Annotated in this window: 11 protein-coding genes; 6 read left to right on the top strand and 5 right to left on the bottom strand. The window is 45.6% G+C overall.

Annotated features, from left to right (window positions below; genetic code table 11):
• Positions 1-4: 4 nt before the first annotated feature.
• The 3 genes from ACLBLI_RS13440 to ACLBLI_RS13430 are packed head-to-tail and all read right to left on the bottom strand — an operon-like array spanning position 5 to position 4,572.
• Positions 5-967 (bottom strand): glycosyltransferase, encoded by a 963-nt coding sequence (locus tag ACLBLI_RS13440; protein ID WP_414828101.1) that lies wholly within the window; start codon positions 965-967, stop codon positions 5-7.
• The gene (locus tag ACLBLI_RS13435) at positions 964-3,525 is read right to left on the bottom strand and encodes a hypothetical protein (protein ID WP_414828100.1); all 2,562 of its coding nucleotides are present in this window, start codon (positions 3,523-3,525) and stop codon (positions 964-966) included. The genes ACLBLI_RS13440 and ACLBLI_RS13435 overlap by 4 nt, the downstream gene beginning before the upstream one ends.
• A gap of 57 nt (positions 3,526-3,582) precedes the next feature.
• Positions 3,583-4,572 (bottom strand): GNAT family N-acetyltransferase, encoded by a 990-nt coding sequence (locus tag ACLBLI_RS13430; RefSeq protein WP_414828099.1) that lies wholly within the window; start codon positions 4,570-4,572, stop codon positions 3,583-3,585.
• A 245-nt stretch (positions 4,573-4,817) separates the two neighbouring features.
• Between ACLBLI_RS13430 and prsT the strand changes: the two genes are divergently transcribed.
• Both prsT and ACLBLI_RS13420 read left to right on the top strand, forming a co-directional pair.
• Positions 4,818-7,532, top strand: coding sequence for an XrtA/PEP-CTERM system TPR-repeat protein PrsT (prsT, locus tag ACLBLI_RS13425; RefSeq protein ID WP_414828098.1), 2,715 nt, complete (start codon positions 4,818-4,820; stop codon positions 7,530-7,532).
• A 146-nt stretch (positions 7,533-7,678) separates the two neighbouring features.
• The gene (locus tag ACLBLI_RS13420; RefSeq protein WP_414828097.1) at positions 7,679-8,476 is read left to right on the top strand and encodes a hypothetical protein; all 798 of its coding nucleotides are present in this window, start codon (positions 7,679-7,681) and stop codon (positions 8,474-8,476) included.
• 533 nt (positions 8,477-9,009) lie between these two features.
• Here the strand turns inward: ACLBLI_RS13420 and ACLBLI_RS13415 are convergent.
• The gene (locus ACLBLI_RS13415; protein ID WP_414830967.1) at positions 9,010-9,825 is read right to left on the bottom strand and encodes a PEP-CTERM/exosortase system-associated acyltransferase; all 816 of its coding nucleotides are present in this window, start codon (positions 9,823-9,825) and stop codon (positions 9,010-9,012) included.
• Between the two features lie 71 nt (positions 9,826-9,896).
• Positions 9,897-10,655, bottom strand: coding sequence for a YdcF family protein (locus ACLBLI_RS13410; RefSeq protein ID WP_414828096.1), 759 nt, complete (start codon positions 10,653-10,655; stop codon positions 9,897-9,899).
• 45 nt (positions 10,656-10,700) lie between these two features.
• On the opposite strand from ACLBLI_RS13410, the gene ACLBLI_RS13405 reads away from it, so the two are divergent.
• The 4 genes from ACLBLI_RS13405 (at position 10,701) to ACLBLI_RS13390 (ending at position 14,588) form a co-directional block, all read left to right on the top strand.
• Positions 10,701-11,465 carry a S1C family serine protease gene (locus ACLBLI_RS13405; RefSeq protein WP_414828095.1) on the top strand — a complete coding sequence of 255 codons (765 nt, stop codon included), beginning with the start codon at positions 10,701-10,703 and terminating at the stop codon, positions 11,463-11,465.
• A gap of 135 nt (positions 11,466-11,600) precedes the next feature.
• The gene (locus ACLBLI_RS13400; protein ID WP_414828094.1) at positions 11,601-12,377 is read left to right on the top strand and encodes a hypothetical protein; all 777 of its coding nucleotides are present in this window, start codon (positions 11,601-11,603) and stop codon (positions 12,375-12,377) included.
• A gap of 278 nt (positions 12,378-12,655) precedes the next feature.
• A complete protein-coding gene (locus tag ACLBLI_RS13395) occupies positions 12,656-13,507 on the top strand; it encodes an HprK-related kinase A (RefSeq protein WP_414828093.1) in 852 nt (283 codons plus the stop codon).
• Positions 13,500-14,588, top strand: coding sequence for a nucleotidyltransferase family protein (locus ACLBLI_RS13390; RefSeq protein WP_414828092.1), 1,089 nt, complete (start codon positions 13,500-13,502; stop codon positions 14,586-14,588). Before ACLBLI_RS13395 ends, ACLBLI_RS13390 begins: the two co-directional genes overlap by 8 nt.
• Positions 14,589-14,766: the final 178 nt, after the last annotated feature.

Below are 14,766 nucleotides of genomic sequence, written 5' to 3'. Positions count from 1 at the left end.
TTCTTTATTGATAGGTCGTAGTCACAGACTTCGTTATACCAGCCACAGTACCTAACGCGCGGGCCGGGAAATACAGTAAGTAAAAAAGCACAAACTGCCTGAATGGGACCTTGCCACGGCTGAGGCGAGCGGCTCGGGCTGAGTACACCAGTATAGGTAACCAGCCTACAGCAAAACTGATAAGCGCAGCAAACCCTAAGCCCGCCAACAGCAATGCAAAAGCGCTAAGCCAAAAAAACACAATGGCTATAGGCACAAAAAAACTGGGGAGTTCGCTGAAGGGAATTTTCCGGCCTTTCAGCGAGGCAATATTTGACTGGCCCCGCCAGATCTCTTTTTTAAACATCGGAATGAACTCTTTATCTTCACCCAGATGAACATAGGTCGCCGTCGAGGAGTACATCAGTGGGCCGATTGCCGAGACCTTTTGTGTAAAGTAATAATCTTCGCAGGTAATAAGGTGCTCAGGAAAGCCCCCGACTTTTTCAAACGTGCTTTTACGCAGAAACAAGTTCCGTCCAGGAAGAAACTCAACTTCACAATCGGTTTTTGCATTGCTTAATACGGTACGAATTTTTTCAAGCGCCGCGGCGTTGTTGCTATCAACCTGTATTGCGCTTACCAGGGCAAAGTCGTTTTCGCGCAACAGTGTTTTCATCGCCTCTACCCAGTTTGCCGATAACTGAATGTCGGCATCAAGAAAAGCAAGAAACTCGCCTTTTGCAAACCGTGCACCCAGATTACGGGAGTGGGAAATGGTATTGCTCTCGTCGTTATGAATAACTGACAAGGCAATATTCCCGGCTGCAGCGTAAAGAGAAGGGGAAGCATCCTTATTTTGACTAACTACAATGATTTCCAGTTGGTCAGAGGCTGTTTGTTGTGCGGCAATGCTCTTCACCGTATCGATTAACATCGCCTCCCGCCCTTTATGCGGAATAATAAAAGTAATGTCGCGTGTGGTCATACCAAGCCGTTTGTTTTCCGTTTTGCTGGAAATCGTCGTTTAAATTGTGTCAGTTCACGATGCAGATTAAATTGGCTGAACGTTCTTTTTGCCGTATCCGCAAGCCTAAAAGTGGCTGCGCTGTCGGGCTTATCTTTCTGCACTATTCCCAGGTTCGCCTTTACGATTCGCGCACGATGTTCATACGCAAGATAGTTGGCATTTTGCATCATCAGACACAATAAGCGTGTTGTCGAGCTTTCTTCACTGCTCTCAAGACGCGTCGCGATATCTGCCGCCATAGAGGCTATTTTTTTCTCTGCCAGAGCCTCTTCTTTCATAAAAGGCTTGGCAAAAGACAATACACACAGCTTTCGCAGATCCTGAGCTGACCAGGTTTCGTTAGGAAATTCCAGAATTTCAGGGTTATTCAATGAAAGATCTTCATTCTTTATCATCCATGTTGCGTAGTGAGTCAGTGCGTCGATAGCGTACTTCAGCATCTCATCCTGTTTAACGCTTTGTTTTACCATAATGTAACGGCAGAGTGCCTGTAACAACACCGTGTAAAACCAGGTGTTCTCGACGTTTTTTAAGTCTCGCTGTGCAATGTTGTCATGCGGGGACACGGTATTGAATAAGATGTGCTCTGCCTGCGCCAGGTCCTGACTGTGTTGCGTGAGAACATACCTGTCCAGTCTGGCATGGATATAATTTGCCGTGCCACGGTCCAGCGGGTACTTACCGCTTATAATGTTTTTCAGATCAATCCGGTTACGATTCTTCAGGCTAAGTAAAAAGCCTACCAGCGTGTTGTCACCCTCATAGACCCTGGTAATCCAGTCGCAGATTGTCAGCAGTGCTTCTTTGGAAGGACCGTGTCCGGTAATTAAATAGTGAAGGAGTAATCCGTTGGTATAACAATGTTGTCCACCGGGACCGCCACCGCCTGCATGATCTTCATAAACATCGGTTGGCTGTAATTTGGAATAAGTACGGTGAGTGGCGGTATATGCCTGAACATAATGGTCGGTGTGCCAGAAAAGTCCGCCAGCGTACTCGGGCTTGTCATCAGAGGTATGGTAAACGTCGATATCTGCAACATGTTTGGCAAGATCGTCTGCCAGCGTAAACCATTTTTGATTGCCGGTGATAAGCCATTGGCACAGCATGCCAAAAATCGGGTCGTACTGATTGTTGTAATGTGAAATGAATGTGCCGTCGAACTCCGCCGGGATCTCATGATCTGCATAGAGTTCACCAAAGTGGCGCCAGCCAAATTCATCAATCTTTTCACGTTTTTCAAAAAAGGAATGCGCACCCTCTACGCCATGTTGGATTAGTTGCTGAAAAACATCGCTATCCTCTGGTTTAGAGAAAAAGGGGATAGCGCCGGTTGCGTAAACCCAATGTGCGTTAAACGTGAGTTCAGGCGCCTGTCCGGTGTTGGCAGCAGTATTATTCAGGGTGAGGAATCGTGTTTTTTGCTCTCCAGGCTGCAATTCAATGGGCTGACTGAATGACGAGCCAAGAACGGAAATGGTTATGTTTCCGTTGGCGTGTTGAACATCGGTCGGGAAGTTCTGCCAGAAAGCCGGCAAATGAAGGCACAAAACGTGGTTGCTATTTTTTACTTCAATATGAGGGGTTGCCTGCTTGCCCTCAAAAACGACGCTGTGGTCTTGTGTGCACCTGAACCCTTGATACTGCAGAGGCAGAGAATTATTTTTATCTACGTGTACCGGACTGTTCCAGTTCTTGTTGCCACTGGATTCCTGGTGTAGTGAAAAATTACCCGACAGGCACTTGTCTGTCGTGGTTTCATGCAGTGCAACGTCACTGTTGTCGTTATCACACCCAAAATTCCAATAGCACCCGGTAAGCTGTAAAGAGTTGGGATCGCCCAGATCCCACTGACCATTGGGATGAATTGCCGGTTTGGGATTCGTTAATGTGATTCTGTGCTGTATGTCGCCAGTGGCGATAACTATGCTGCTCTCAAGCTCGACGTTGGCAACGGTCTCCTGATTAACGACGAATCTGCCAGTTTGCGTAACGGTGGTTACGATGGGCTTATTCAGACAATAACGGGTGTGGTGGGCAATGCTTGTCGGTTCTGCGATTAGGGTGTCTGACTTTGTTAGATTAAGGCAAACACCCTGCGATCTAATCAGATTATCAAAGCCGAAAGTGGCAAAACCGGTTTTAGCAAACGTGACTGTATTACATGACGTTCGTATTGTTAGCTCGCCAGAGGTTTCCGAAACATGCGCTTTACGTTGCGTAATTGTTTCTGGTGGCGGTGTGCGGCCGATAAAAAGGGCGGTGTTGGTATTAGCCGGAAGGGCTATGGTTCCCTCTGCCATAACCCAGCGATAAGAGTTATCTGGCCAGAAAGAGGAAGCCGTCAGACTGACCGTAGATACGATTTCACCGCTTGAGCGCACCAACAAAGGCGGCGAGTTGGGGTGATATTTACCCGGCGGTAAAGGGATCCCAACTTTTATCGGGTGAGCCTCAATGTGCAGTTCATTATTATTGTGAATATGAAAAACGGCGTGGCTAACTTCTTGTGACATCTTCTTCCTTGCAACAAAGCCCCCAATAAGCGCTAGTACTGTACTTAACTTTTGCTTTTATGCCAATCGCTCAGTGAGCGCCTTAACCCGCTTTTTACATGCCCTCAGCCATAACAACGCATATCCTTTTATGGTTGGGGAAGTGAAACGGAGAGTGTGAAACTGGTAAGTTCTGTCAGACAGTGAAGCCTTGTACTGGCTAAAGCCGCCCAGAAAGTCATAACTCAGCATGCCTCTGCGAGCGTATTCCTGCATAAGACAATGGTGAACCACATAACCTGGTTTCATTTTATTATCGTCATCGGAATAGCGTATTCCAGAGCAGTAAAAGCTTACGTGTTTGTTGCAAATAAAGTTCAGGCAGTAGCCGAGTGTGGTGTCGCCCGCGTCCACCCTGACAATTTCAGTCATATCAGGGGCATGGGAGAGCAAATATTCGTGATGTCTGATAAACGCCGGGTTGGTGAAGCCACTACCTTCAGACGTATGTTGCCACCTTTGTATGTGCAACTCTGACAACTCAGAGAAGAAATGAGCTTTTTCTTCATTGCCCTTAGCCACCTTCACGTTAATGTCGCCATATTTTTCAGTAAGCAGCTTCATCGCGCGCTTTACCTGATAGCGCGTGTTTTTCGAATAGGTTGTCAATATTTTTGACACTGACTCAAGTTGCTTACTTGCGGCATACACAGCCTCGGATTCAGACTTCCAGTTAACCCGTTTTGCAGCGCCCAGCCAGCGAGCTTCTGAATCGGTCATCGATACATTCAGTTCATTGACTTTCAGTTTGGGTAATAACCTGAAAAATGCCTGAATACAGTCCTGTTCGATATTTTCCTGACAGATAACGCTGTTGTACTCAATCCATACCTGATCAAAATCCTGTAGGCCGGTCTGATTAACCCAGGCTGTTTTCCATTTAAAAGGGCCAGTTTGCTGATCGCGCACTTGCAAAAACATCAGCCCAACGCAAACATCATTCTCTTCAAAGGTAACAACGGCAGGTACATCTTCCAGGGCTTGAATCCAGGCTTTGAACCAAACCATTGTGCAAAAGGGATTGTCAGTCCGCCGGGAGGAGTTCAATGAGGTTAGGGTTGATACGATCCATTCAGACGTGCACGAAGTGTGAAGATTCGCCTGTATCATTTACGTCAGCCCTTTACTGTTATTCTTATCTAAACGTTGATTACCATACCATAATCAGGCAACAATGAATGATTGCGAAAGCGTTCTTATCATAAAAGCGCTTTGCTATTCACTATAACAAGCAATGGAAAGAGGTTATCCCTATGCGAGCTCAAACGCTGGTCGCACTATTAACTGCTGGAATTGTATTAACAGGATGCCAGGAACCCACGCCTGAAAGCCGTATTCAGAGCGCCAATGAAGCACTGGCCAGCGGTCAGTATGATGAAGCGGTAATTGAACTAAAAAATGCGTTGCAGGCGGCACCAGATAATCTGGATGTGCGTTTTGAACTGGCAAAAGTGCTGTATGAGCAAGGAGATTTACCGGGCGCTGAAAAAGAGCTTCGCAGAGTAATTAATGCAGGCAGAACAGATGACGCTATTCAGGGAATGCTTGGTTTTGCGCTTTATTATCAGGCGAAATTTGAAGATGCCATGCTGCTGAAAGGTGAGCTGGGTGACAATGCCGCGCCATCGTTACGAATCGTTGATTACCTTGCAGCACTGAAAATCGATGCCAGCCCTGAGAAAGCGTATGCGTCGTTGTCCGGCTCGCTGGACGGTGATGAAAAACAATTACTAGAAGCCCTTCAGCAAATTAAAGCGTCAGAAGTTGAGAAGCCGCTTCAAATGTTGAATTCGCTGAATTTAGCTGATTACTATGATGTGTTCATCAATCAGACACGCGCCCAACTGATGGCAAGGTCTGGAAGCCTGGACGAAGCGATAGAGCTGATGAGTTCGATTGCAAAAACGTGGCCATCGGTCGGATTACTGGCAATTAATTATGTTGAAATGCTGATTGCGGATGAGCGCTTCGACGACGCAGAGAAGGTGTTGACTCCCTGGGTGTCTAATGACTCGAGAAGCCCTTGGTTTGATTTGCTGATGGCAGATCTGAAAGCACGAGAAGGGGACTTCGAAGCTGCCCTGATACATGCGGAGCGTGCCGTTCAACTTGGTATAGAAACCTTCAATTCATATTTGTTGGCTGGCGTTGCTGCCGTAGAACAGGAAAAGTGGGAGGCGGCTTATAGTTATTTAAACAAAGCGCACGCACAGCAGCCTGAGAATAGAACGGCAAGCAGGCTTCTGGCGAGAACTCAACTGCAATTAGGTTACTTTGAGGAAGCCACTGAACTACTTGAACGAGTTGAGGCAAAAACCACGGAAGACATCAACTTCTTGTTAAGCGCAAGCGCATACCTGGATGCATCAGGCAGACCTTCGGAAGCGAAAGAGTTGCTTTCATCTACGCTGCAAGAGACGCCGCAGTCACAAGCGCTACTGGCACAGCTTTCTATACTCCAGCTAGCGACAGACGACAATAAGGCCTCTGAGTCAGTAGCGGCACTGTCTGAATTCAGCCCGAATTCTCTGGGTGCGGTATACCTGAAAATACAGAATTTCCTGAAGCAGAATAAATTCGAAGAGGCAAAAGCGGAAGCACAACGTCTGGCCAGCGAAGACGAAGTCAATAGCCTTTTGTTACAAGCGGTCGTTGAGTTTTACAAAGGAAGTAACGAACAAACGCTTGCATTAACCAAACAGGTTTTTGAGCTGGATCCTGCAAATGTGGCCGCGCTTCGGCTGGCCATGCAGTCTGAATACAGACAGGCTGATCTGTTTAAAGCTGCCGATTATGCGGAAAAAATCGTAGATATCACCGAATCGCCGCGGGCTATCGATAACCTGGTATACCTACTGGATGAAAATAGTGACCTGGACTCTGTGTCGACGCTTAAAACCTTGGCGTCTAAAAAAGACAATCCCACAATCTACAGATTAGGGGTCATCAAAAGCTACGGCATTGCAGGTAAATATAAAGAAGCGGTGCGTGTGGCTGATGAATACCCTGATGCCAGAAAAATTCTGGCTCGCGTCGCGTGGGTAAACCTTCTGTATAGCTCTGGTTACATTGAGAGGGTAGAAGAGGCGTTGTCTGAATGGGTGCGAGAGGAACCAACCAATAAAGATGCATTCCTTGCATCGATAAATTATTACTTCCTCCGTAATGAATCTCAAAAGGCGATGGGCGTGATCCGTGATGCTGAAGCGACATTTCCAAGTGAGCCACAGTTTAAAATTGCCCACTTTGAAGCGCTGTTGAGAGATGGAAAACTTGAACAGGCCAAGTCAAAGCTGAACGCATTACAAAATTTAAGGCTTCCTGAATGGCATCTATCGTACTACCGGGGTCAGTTGGCTCTGATGAACGGCAGCCTCAAGCAAGCTGATGAGGAATTAAGTAAAGCTTACGCGACGTCTGGACGCTTTGGCGTTGCTCTTGTGCTGGCAAAAGTAAAAAGTGCGAAAAAAGAGGCAATTGAGGGGTTTAATTTACTCAATGAATCTTTAGAGAACAGCGATACTGATGTAGAGAAACGCTACCATATTGTGGCTGAGTATGCGCTTGCTCACGGTTATTTCCAAAATGCGGTTTCTGTATACGATGCACTAATTGAAAAATGGCCAGGCTCTGCCGTAGCGTTTAATAACAGAGCGAATGCAATGTTGTTGTCAGGTGATGTAGACGGCGCAAAAGCCAGTGCAGAGAAAGCCGTTAACATAGAGCCAAATGCTTCACATCTGGATACCTTGGGTTGGGTTCTGTTTAAAAGTGAACAGTATGAGGCGGCAGTGGAAAAGCTTGAGAAAGCCGTAGCCATGGGCACGCCCTCCGAGGAGGCTGCTGCTCACTTGGCGTTGGCGTACCAGGCGGTAGGTCAAAACGGAAAAGCAAAAGCGTTACGCCAGAAGCATGATAGTAAAACGGGTAGATATGACACGTTATGGAGCCAGGTAAGTAACCGCTGATTAGGTGTCAGGAAATTTAACACTGCGCCGAGGATATACAATAAATAATATGTTTTTTCCTTTAAAAACAATATTTTAAAAAGTTGGCCCGCATATTGTATTATTCTTAGCGTTGGTTGTTTTACTTAACTTGGAAGGAATTTCATATGTCTAAATTTACGAAAGTTATCAAAAGTACTGTAGCTGCATTGGCTCTGGCTACTTCTTACAACGCTAGCGCTGATACAGTATCTGCTGGCGGAATTGAGTGGGACACCTTCACACAAGACGGTGTTGAAGCGATGTCAGCTGCTTTCTCTTTTCAACAGTGGTTCACTAACGATTACACTTCTGGTGGTGTAATTGGTGGCGCATCTGCTAGCAACGCTGTTTTGCCTCAAGTAGGCGCTGAATTGGTAGGTATCGGCCTTTTCAACGAATTTTCAGTAGCACGAAGCCTGGGTTCACCGGATTTCTGTGAAACTGGTAACTCGTCGAACTGTGAACTGACATTTGCTTTCGGCGGTCTGATTGCAACCAGCCCAACTACGTTTGATTTTTCAAACGCATGGTTGAATGTATACTTCGACGATACGCCTGACTTCCCTCAGTCTGCTTCTGGTGCAAACCTGTGGCAAGAAACTGCTGATGCACAGAACGGTACACTGTGGGCTTCATTCTCTTGGGATGAGTTCGTATTCGTAGCTGGTAACCTGAACGGTGGTGTAATCAGTGCAGCGCTGACTGTAACTGGCGGTCTGCCAAGTGTTGTAGATGCATTGGATTATGGACAAGGTCAGTCTGACTTCTCTATGCTTTCAAGTGCTCTGTTCTTCACTGGTAACGTACGTTCAACTGGTGGTACAGGTAACATGCAGTCAGTTTCAGCTCCTTCTACAGTAGCTCTGTTCGGTCTGTCTTTGATTGCTCTGGGTGCAGCATCACGTCGCAAAAAAGCGAAGTAATATCTTACCCTCGCATTACAATTAAGCGGTTGGCGAAAGCCAGCCGCTTTTTTTTGTGCCCTTGTAAATAAGTAACTCTCCCGCCGTGCCCACTCGTGTGCTTCATTCAATCCTGCTAATCTGTTGAACTACTTGGCTACCGCTATTTTTCTTTTCCGTAAAAGTACACAAGCTAAACTTTAAATTCAGCCTTATGGCTTATGAGATGCAGCAGAACACGCGTCAGTCTGCGATATGTGGATATAAGGTTATTAATCCTGGCTGTTGGGGTAAACAAAAGTTTTACCAAAAGAGATAGAAAAACGCATAGTGGACAAGGCCAAAAGCTAACCCGCAGCGTGAGAAGAGCGTGGAAGCATTTACAGTAATGACATTATGCAACTGTGAAATAATGCTTGTGTAGGTGGAGAGCGATGAATGTTGTTATCGTTGTTCTGTAATGCAACGAGCCGACAACGGTTTACTTCGCATCGTAAACAAACAGAGAAAGTCTGTACCGGGGCCGTCGGGAAGCACGCAGCAACGACAGGACGCTATAACTTCCTACGCAGGTCAGAAAGCATCTTCGCAAAACCAGGTTTCAGGTTTGACGACAGTAACTTTTGATTGATGTAATAGGGGGCACGCTTGCCGTGATAATCTACGACAGGGCCAATTTGTTCGAAACGTATCCCTACAAAGCTCATGCTTCGGGCCAGTCTTGGCTCCATCATCACATAAGCATGTTTTATATTGTTTTCCAATGCCATGCCTGCGGCGGCAAAATAGAGGCCAACGGCGATAAAAGGAAAGCAACGAAGCTCGGTTTCTGAATACGTTTGCTGGTTAATAACACCAGTTGGCGCGCCTTCAAAATTATCCATCTGTCTTCGTCTGAATTCTTTAGGGACAGCCAGCCTGGACACTTCACAAATGTCTTTTCTGGCCATAAGAGTAGGATCAAGCGCTCTATTGGTGATCGAATTCAGGCAGTATTTTTCGATAGGAAGTTGCTGACCTTCTTCTTGCGGCCTGACTATTCTGACCGTTCCTGCGAATTTATCAGAGTTGAGGTGTTGTATCAGGCAATGCATTGAAAACGAATCAAATTCATCTATTTCCAGCTGCTCTGCATTTTCTTCTTCGAACTTAAGCTCTTCGCAATAAACCCGATGCCTGATATTGAATACTTCTTTGCGTAATTCATCATTTGAAGCAAGAACCGGCGATAAATATGATGAGAAATGCGAAGAAATATAATTCGCCTCTCTTAGTTTACTATAGCCAGCCAATAATTTGCCTAGCTTGTTATTTTTGCCGACAATTCTAGACGCTTGTTCAAAAAAAGAGCGCTGCTTTACCTGCTTCATCTTGTTTGCCAAAAGAATTCCTTACTGCTTTATCAGAGTCTAGCAGAAGAAAAGGGGCCTGAGTAAAGTCTTTAGTTGAATAAGTAAGTTTTTGCAATTGCGAAGTATTCATAGAACGCTCTGCGACTGCGCTCGATAGCTGTTGGAGATGGAAGTGTCAGATAAAAAGAGGGCTGGTTGCTGGTTAAGTAGTCCACAGGTAAAAAAGAGTACTCCAGAGAGTGATTCATGAGTTTATCTACTCTGAAAAGGTGGGTTGCCGATGTGATGATTACTACAGACTTTCCCGAAAGCAATGTTTCAACGAAATGAAGTTCTTCTTGAGTAGTGGTGCCTTCGCCAACGATTGTGAGGTTGTTGGCGTCTACGCCCAAATTACGCAGCATATCAGCAGCTTTCTCAGCATAAACGATATCGTCATCTGACAAAAACCGACCGCCTGATACTATGATAGGCGCGCCTGTTTTTTTGTGGGTAAGGAACGCCTGTGCCAGGCGCTGCAGAGAACATTCTGTAAAGCGGCTGACCTCCGGAATGTTTCCTTTGGTATTGTAATAGCAGGCAAGAACCAGAATATAATCGGGCTTTTGCTTGTCAGCATTGAATATTTTGGATGGCTCAGCATTTTCCAGTGGATAAAGTATCAGATCAGCCACCATAGGCTGGGAAAATAGAAAGAGGATTGTTGCGCTTAGGACTGCCGCGGTCTTGCTGGCTTTTCGTTTTTTAAGTTTAAAAAAGATCGCCGCAATGGCAGCGAATAGAAAGGATAGCGCAAGGGGAGACGCTAATTGAATAGCTATGAACTTTAGTATTTCCATTACCAGCATCCAGCATTAGCGAATATAAAGTGTAAGTTTAAGGATAATTACTAGATGAATCAAAGATATCAGTTAATAAGTGCGCTTTTATTTTGGCTCACGTGTGTGCCGGTAACAGCGGCTGAGTTTACCACGGTGGTCAGAACGGTATCAGAGAGCGTGGTCGCTGTGGGAATCAAGACTCCTATTTATTCCAATGTCAGCGATATTCTGGGAACCGGGGTAGTGGTAGGAGATGGTCAGTATGTGGTGACAAATGCACATGTCATAGACCGAACGCTGGATACTGACATTGTCCAGTTCTTCACTGTAATTCATGGACGAAAACAGAGAATGCATGAACTAAAGGCGGAGGTCATTGGTGTTGATAACCTACACGATCTGGCATTGTTAAAAATATCGACACCACTTACTCCAATCAGCATGGCTGAAGATAAGCTGCTGCTTCCTGGGGAAGAGGTGGCCATGACGGGATTTCCAGTCGGCAGCGTGTTAGGACTCTTTCATACTACACATAAAGGAATTATTTCGGCCATCACAATTGATGTGTTGCCGGGAAAATCTCTTTCAGAGCTGAACTATGACAGTCTTGGAAGGTTGGAAAACGCATTTGAAATCTATCAGCTTGATGTTACTGCATTTCCTGGGAATTCGGGCAGCGCGGTTTATAAAGCAGACACTGGCGACTTGATAGGTATCATAAATAAGGTGCTTGTTAGTAATGGAAAGGAATCAGTTCTTTCTAGTCCCAGCGGAATCAGTTATGCTATTCCGGTAAGTTTTGTCAGGCTGTTGCTTGAAAAACATGTGGAAGAGTGACGTCTGTCAGGAATTTTTACATCTGATACTTTTGATAGAAATAACCGTATGAAATTAAACGGGTTTTCTATTGGCTTCTTTATTGCATAGGTATAGTGTAAGTAATCGGTACCTTGTGCACAGTTAGGGGTTTAAATGAACAATCGTGATCCGCAAAATGGAAAAAGTAACGCGGTCAGCCAGGAAGCGCGAAGGAAATTTATCTATAAGTCTGCCACTGGTGCAGCTTTAGTTGCCGTACCTGGGAAATCCGTGTGGGGCGCGTGCTCAGTATCAGGTGCGATGTCTGGGAACGTCTCCAGCATGTCTCGGCACACGTGTGAAATTCCTTCTTTTTCCGGTGGTCGTTCCCCAGGAACGTGGAAAGATGGGCACATAAGCCTTAAAGCTCATGCTGTATTTGATGCATTGGCAGAGAATAACGCTGTTCCACAGAGCAAGGCCGATAAAGGCTCACCGATGTACAATTGTTACGTTAACCACGTAAACTTGTTCATCAGTAGCACATCGATGCAAATTGACCCACGTCTTCTGGCCGGGTCGCTGGCGACCTTAGCGGATTCAAATGGCAATATCAGCTTGTTTGATGCGTTAGAATCTAATGGTGGTGGTGACGGCTCGCTTGAGTTTAATTTAGCCGGTGTGTTCTGTAACGCGTATTTCGGATTCTATGAGAATATCGTTACGCATAATGCCGCAGAAGCGGATCGGCTTGCCGCAGCGAATAAGCTGGTAAACGACATCGTTATTTACTTAGTCACAATGGCAAAAACTCAGCCAGACGTGTCAATTGATTTTGGCTTCCTGGACGAAGCATCAACCCCATACGTTGTTGATGAGTGTAGCCTGATGTCCAGAGATGCTACAGAAGAAAGTGACAGCGGCAATGACAAGCCCAAGAAAGATAAATAGATCCGAGCGTTAGACTACCGAAGTAGATAAATGAGCTGTACTTCTTGGCGAGTAACACTAGGAACACAAATAAAGCTCTCTGCGACCAACAGAGAGCTTTATTTTTTTAATCGTTATACCGGCGAGACTGCGGCGGTCAAATTATCGGAAGACGGTAATGAGCTAAATAGTCTGCTCGACGAGGAAGGGTGTGATGAACCCACTCTCAATCGCCTTATTAGTGAATCTGAAACAATTTTTCGTTTGCTGGTAATCAGAAAGCTTATCGAGAAATGTAAATGAGTGTACTAGTAAATACCGGCCTCTACTCTTTTCAGGCTGAATCGGTGACGACGGCGGTAGAAGATAACGTCAGACTTATTTACGGTGATGCAAAAACCGACTCTGAATTTTTCGATTTCTCTATTGAAGTCAAAGCGCCTTCCCTGATTCGCCGACTAATACGCCCTCAAGTCTCTTTTTATTGCGATGGTTTAACACCATTTCATCCTCTGCCTTTTAATCAAAGTTATGCCTTATTGGAATGGGGCATGAACTGGTGTGTGGCTGCACATGAATATAATGACCTCATTGTTCATTCGGCCGTGATTGTTAAAAACAATCAGGCGATTATCTTACCGGCACTCCCTGGTTCAGGGAAAAGCACACTAAGTGCGTTTTTTTCGCAGCGGGGATGGAAAGTGTATTCTGATGAAATGGCGGTGATCGATCTGACAAGTCTGAAGGTGAAGCCCTTATTCAGGCCAGTTTGTCTTAAAAATAACTCCATAGACATTATTAAATCAGAGTTTCCCTCCTGCACCATGACCGAAACCGTAAACGATACGCAGAAAGGCGATGTCGCGCATCTGAAGGTAACGACCTGGTCGCAATACTGCGAAATGGTTCCAGTGCCAATTAAGGCAATCGTGTTTCCTCGCTATCAAGCTGATACAACATTTCAGCGGTCTGCGGTGGAAAAAACAGAGGGGTTCCTTTCTGTAATCCAAAATGCTTTCAACTACCATGTGCTGGGAGAATCCGCGTTCCAGGCTCTGGTAGCGCTGTCCGATACTGCGTCATATTACCGCTATGTTTACAACAACTTAGATGCAGTGCTTGATGCCTTTAACGAGTTGGTAAATGAATAACCAAGGAAATTTCGAACAGTTTATTGCCATTCTTATCAACCCTACGTTAGGTAAATCCTTTTCGTTAGCTCAATGGCGTGATGCTATTTTGTTCTTCAGGCATGCCAAATTACTGGCTACGTTGTATTACCGCATCGTTGAATGCGATGTAGACCTTTACCAATCGTTACCTGAAAAAGTACGCAGACACCTTTATTCTGCATGGGTTTATGCAGCAAGACAGAAGCTGCAGACCGACTATGAGGTCAGGCAATTAACGACGCTGCTGAATGCGTCAGACGTGAAGCCGATATTTTTAAAAGGTGCAGCCTATGCGGCTGAAGGACTCAATGCGTCGAATGGACGTGTAATGTCGGACCTTGATATTCTGGTAGCGAGAGACCAGCTGGCCGAGGCGGAAAAGGCATTTGTTGACGATCACTGGCAAGTAAAACCGCTAAGCGATTATGATGAAAAGTATTATCGTGAGTTTGCTCACGAAATTCCCCCTTTGTTTAACCCGATAACCGAAACCACTGTTGACCTTCACCACAATCTTTATTTACCCATTAGTGGGCGGGCACCAAAAATTGAGCTTTTCCTGGCGCGTACCCGTGAGACCGCAACCGATATAACGGTATTTGAAGCGGAAGCCATGGTTTTGCATTCCTGCATTCATCTTATTTTAAACGAAGATTTCTCAGGGGCTCTCAGAGATCTTTTCGATATTCACTTATTGTGTGAAGAGTTTGACAGTGCTGAATTTCACACTTCACTATTTGAGCTGGCGAAAAGTGCAGGCTTATTGCTTGAGCTGTATTACTGTCTGGCATTGAGAGCGCATGTTTTTAAGCATCGAAGCCCGTTACTTTCAAAGCTGGAGGCACTTTCTGTCACCAAGAAGCTGACTACGCGCTTTACGCTGGTACTTTTGAAACAGGCGATCGTTCCCGCTCACTTCACAACCGAGACCTGGAAACGTCGCCTTAGTCGTTTTGCGATATATATTCGGGGGCACTACCTGAAGATGCCGCTCAGACGACTTAGTGTGCACTTCCTCATCAAAGCTTATGTAGGCATCTTCAAAAGAAGTGCACATTAACCGCGGTAATCACGGTATCAACGAGATTAACCCCGTAGTTATCGGCAACAAGGAGGTTGTGCTGCCACCTCAGGTTAAAGGAAAGTGCATTTTTTCATTATGTCAGTGTTGCCGCTAATTTTTTGCTCACTGCAATAAATCAGACTATTTCCCTTTTCTCCTTGCTGGCGTCATAGCG

Source organism: Alteromonas sp. H39, from assembly GCF_047556435.1.
In the GTDB taxonomy this organism is placed as follows: domain Bacteria; phylum Pseudomonadota; class Gammaproteobacteria; order Enterobacterales; family Alteromonadaceae; genus Alteromonas.
Note: the sequence above shows the minus strand (reverse complement) of the source record. Positions and strands in the feature narration are given on the sequence as shown.

Bases quoted from the DNA above. Each gene is read 5' to 3' on its own strand.
- ACLBLI_RS13405 (WP_414828095.1), top strand. From the start codon at position 10,701: ATGAATCAAAGATATCAGTTAATAAGTGCGCTTTTATTTTGGCTCACG.
- ACLBLI_RS13400 (WP_414828094.1), top strand. From the start codon at position 11,601: ATGAACAATCGTGATCCGCAAAATGGAAAAAGTAACGCGGTCAGCCAG.
- ACLBLI_RS13420 (WP_414828097.1), top strand. From the start codon at position 7,679: ATGTCTAAATTTACGAAAGTTATCAAAAGTACTGTAGCTGCATTGGCT.
- prsT (WP_414828098.1), top strand. From the start codon at position 4,818: ATGCGAGCTCAAACGCTGGTCGCACTATTAACTGCTGGAATTGTATTA.
- ACLBLI_RS13395 (WP_414828093.1), top strand. From the start codon at position 12,656: ATGAGTGTACTAGTAAATACCGGCCTCTACTCTTTTCAGGCTGAATCG.
- ACLBLI_RS13410 (WP_414828096.1), bottom strand. From the start codon at position 10,655: ATGCTGGTAATGGAAATACTAAAGTTCATAGCTATTCAATTAGCGTCT.
- ACLBLI_RS13440 (WP_414828101.1), bottom strand. From the start codon at position 967: ATGACCACACGCGACATTACTTTTATTATTCCGCATAAAGGGCGGGAG.
- ACLBLI_RS13390 (WP_414828092.1), top strand. From the start codon at position 13,500: ATGAATAACCAAGGAAATTTCGAACAGTTTATTGCCATTCTTATCAAC.
- ACLBLI_RS13415 (WP_414830967.1), bottom strand. From the start codon at position 9,825: ATGAAGCAGGTAAAGCAGCGCTCTTTTTTTGAACAAGCGTCTAGAATT.
- ACLBLI_RS13435 (WP_414828100.1), bottom strand. From the start codon at position 3,525: ATGTCACAAGAAGTTAGCCACGCCGTTTTTCATATTCACAATAATAAT.
- ACLBLI_RS13430 (WP_414828099.1), bottom strand. From the start codon at position 4,572: ATGGTTTGGTTCAAAGCCTGGATTCAAGCCCTGGAAGATGTACCTGCC.